Source organism: Vibrio sp. 10N.222.52.C12, assembly GCF_041474215.1.
GTDB classification, from domain to species: Bacteria; Pseudomonadota; Gammaproteobacteria; order Enterobacterales; family Vibrionaceae; genus Vibrio; species Vibrio crassostreae_C.
In genome coordinates this window covers 1-3,625 of sequence record NZ_JBFRTR010000129.1, presented here as the reverse complement: position 1 = coordinate 3,625, position 3,625 = coordinate 1, and the positions used below count along the sequence as shown (strand labels likewise).

The window sequence follows — 3,625 nt, the reverse complement described above, 5'->3', positions numbered from 1 at the left end:
ATATAATTTATTTGGTCATAAAATATATTTATAATTAAGTAAGGTATAACTAATATTTATAGGTTTAGTCAGAAAGTTAATTGGTTAATATAATAACCCATTGATAAAGTCTCGTTTCATTTAATAACGAATCATCAATTTTGAAGATAATTCGACTAACGAGAATTTTATAATGAGGATTAAATTAATTTGTACACTTATTACGGCAGTCATTGCTGTTTGTTCTGTACAAGCGACTACTTTACCTGCGCCTACTTGGCATATGACGACCTTTATTGATGGCAGTACGAAAGAGCTGCGCTTGATGGGGTCACAACATATGTTTTGGTATCAAGACCATGATGGACACCTTTATGTTCAGGACCCAGATAATCAATGGTATTTTGCTAAGTATGTAGTAAGTGATAATGGGGTAGGCAGGGTTATTTCAACGGGCGTACTGGCTTCGAGTGAGGCTGAGATACCCATTGAATCAAACATCAAAAATTTGAAAATCGATCCAATACACGTCAATGAATCTTTTGATTCGCCGGCTGCAAACCATAGAAGATTTACTCCAAGACAAAATCAACGATCATCCACGTACAGCACTTCAAATAAAAAGATCACCGAACAGGCCTTATTGGTTGTACAAGTCAGTTTCTCAGACGAACATATAGAAAATGATTTTCAGTCGACGATATTTGGTGAGAACCAACAAAGTGTTCAAGATTACTTTCTTAAAAATAGTTATGGGAATTATAAAGTTGTTCCGGCCAAAGAAAACCAAGGAACAAAAAATGATGGTGTTATTGATGTCACATTGGGTATAGATCATCCTAACTGTCATTCTAAGTCTGAACGTAATTGCCAAAATAAACTCAATAATGTGTTCACAAAGGCTTATGAAGCACTAGACGTGGACTTTAACCTTTCTCAATATGACTACAATAATGACGGTAGTATTGACCCACAAGAGCTGTCCGTCATGTTCGTCTTTGCGGGTAATGACAAATCAAGTGGTACACGTAAAACTCCTACGATTTGGCCGCATAAATTTGCCCACAGAACTGTCGAGATAGACGGGAAGCGTATTAGCGCATATTGCCTCTTCGCAGATTATCAAGATGATCATCAGTCGACGATGGGGGTTATTGCACACGAGCTTGGACATCTGATGTTAGGCCTGCCGGATTTATATTCTTACAAGCATAATGGTTCAATTGGGCATTGGGGTCTAATGGGAGGCGGAAGTTGGGGGAGTAAACCGAGTGATCAGTATGCTGGAGAAACACCCGTTAATATGTTGGCGTGGAGCAAAGAGGCATCCGGATTTTTAAAGCCGAAAGTACTCTCCAATAACGGTAGTATCGAAATCGACACTATAAAGGGCGAAAGTGTTATCCATCTTGATCCTTACCTCAAGCAATTTGGGCCGCGTGCTTACGTTGAAAACAGACGTAAAAATAATTATGACCAAGCACTTCGTGGCGAAGGCTTGTTGATTACAGCTGTGAATATAGATAACCAATTCAATAGCTCCGGTCCGATGCAAGTACAGGTATTCCAAGCCGATGGAGAGGGATTATTAGAAAGCGGATTCTCTTCTGGAGATGCTGGTGATGTCTTTCCAGGTAGAGAATCGGTTACCAATCTCTCAGATGATTCAGAACCTTCCTTAACAGCGATTACAGCAGGAAGAAAGACGGATATCTCAATAACCAATATTGTTAGCGATGATACTAAAGCGAGTTTCTCTTTATTCGTACCGAACTCAAACAATAAATCGTCTTGGGTAACCTCTTTTGGAAGAACCTATCCGCGTTATAACGCGAATACTAATGTTCTAGGTTTTTCCGTTGACGTGGTTGAAGGAAACCAAGACATTGCAGGGATTCACTTTTACGCGAAAGCAACGAGCGTCGCGATGCCAATGTTTTATCGTTTGGTGGAATACCCATATCAATCAAGATTCGGCAATGCAGTTATTGATGAGCGCGCAGGTCGATTGTTACACCGAGGCATCGCGTCCCTGGACGGTGGACAAATCATTTTTGATGAGAAAATTAAGCTTGGCTTGGGCTCAAAGTTACTTGTGCTAGAGATTGAAAATGGGACTCCTGAATACTCAACCCAATTTTTAGACGCATATCTAGGAGATGGACAAAGAAAAAGGCAATTTTCAGGCACCATTTCTGATTACAAAACTCAAGGCTTAAGTCGTGGTTTCGGTCAGAACTTTCCTTTTGCAGTTCTTTTTGAATTGCCAACCAAAGCCAAACCTATTGCTGTCGATGATAGGATCTCAACCGATGAAGACATTCCTTTTATGCTCAACCTATTAGCGAATGATATCAATTTGCCTAGGCCAAATAATTATTCAGTTGAAATCGGACAGAAACCAAACAAAGGAGTAATACAGGGTGGGACCTATTTCCCGTTAGTTGATCAATTTGGTCGTGACAGTTTTACATATCGTTTGGTAGGTCAAGCCGGAGAACAGACGGACTTTGCACGTGTGGAGGTTGATATTAAACCTGTGAATGACGATCCTCAGTTAAGGCTCAATAGGTTAAATGCTAAGTCGGAGCCAGGTGAAACTGTGACATTTATGGTCACCAATATTGCAGATGTTGATTCTTCAGAGCATCAAATCACGTGGTCTCAAGTTCAAGGTCCAAGGTTGCCGTTGAGTGATTCACAATCTAAATCCATCAAAGTAACAATCCCTAGTGATGCTGTAGAAGGAGAGCAATACAAGTTTGCCGTTCTAGTGCAAGATTCGTTAGGAGGTTACGCAAAGCAGTCTGTAGCAATTGATGTTCGAAAAAAGCAAGTATCATTATTGGGCACTAAATCGCTACAAGTACAATATGGTGATGATATTGATCTAATTCCTAATATTAACGGAGAAGTCGACACATTAATTATTTTGGACTCTCCGCGTAACGGTACTGCAAAAATTGTCGATAAAAAGATTATTTACAATGCACCTTCTCCACGTAAGTTAGCTTTATATGACAGTATTAAATATAGGGTTTTATCTACAGATGGCGGTGAGTGGATAGGTTCGTTTGATATCGAAGTTTTACCGAATGTTTCGACTGAATCATCGGTACCATTAATTGAAAGTGATTCGTCAGGAGGCAGTTCCTCAATACCTCTTATTTTTATATTGTTTTTGGTCCTTCGGTTACGCCAGAAACGATAGAATGAAGTGAAATGGAAGAGCTATATTTATAGCTCTTTTTTATTTGTCCACACATAAGCCAACTCAAAGAAACGGAATGATCTGTCGCATTTCTGATTTTGGGGTTACATTAATAGGTGTTTAGTTTCATTTTGGTGTAATGTTGATCACAAAAATAGACAATCGTTCTTTTGAATGATTTTTGAGCTTTAGCCTTATAAATGATGAATATTTACATAAATTTCAACGATTTTCGGTAACCAGAAGGTGGTGAGTGCATAGGTTTTGGTTATAATTGTGTTGATTGTCATTTGTCTGGAGAAGGTGTTGTGTAAGGACTTTGGTATGTGAATGACACACAAAACATGTTGTTTGTAAAAGCACATAAGGATTTGTGAATCAGTTGTTGGTCTCGATAAACGTATTTATTTGTATAGATGCATATAAACATTATTT

General features: G+C 38.8%; 1 protein-coding gene. It reads left to right on the top strand.

The window, feature by feature from the left end:
* The first annotated feature begins 172 nt into the window (after nt 1-172).
* Nucleotides 173-3,190, top strand: coding sequence for a M6 family metalloprotease domain-containing protein (locus AB4623_RS20795; protein ID WP_372147322.1), 3,018 nt, complete (start codon nt 173-175; stop codon nt 3,188-3,190).
* The last annotated feature ends 435 nt before the right edge of the window (nt 3,191-3,625 follow it).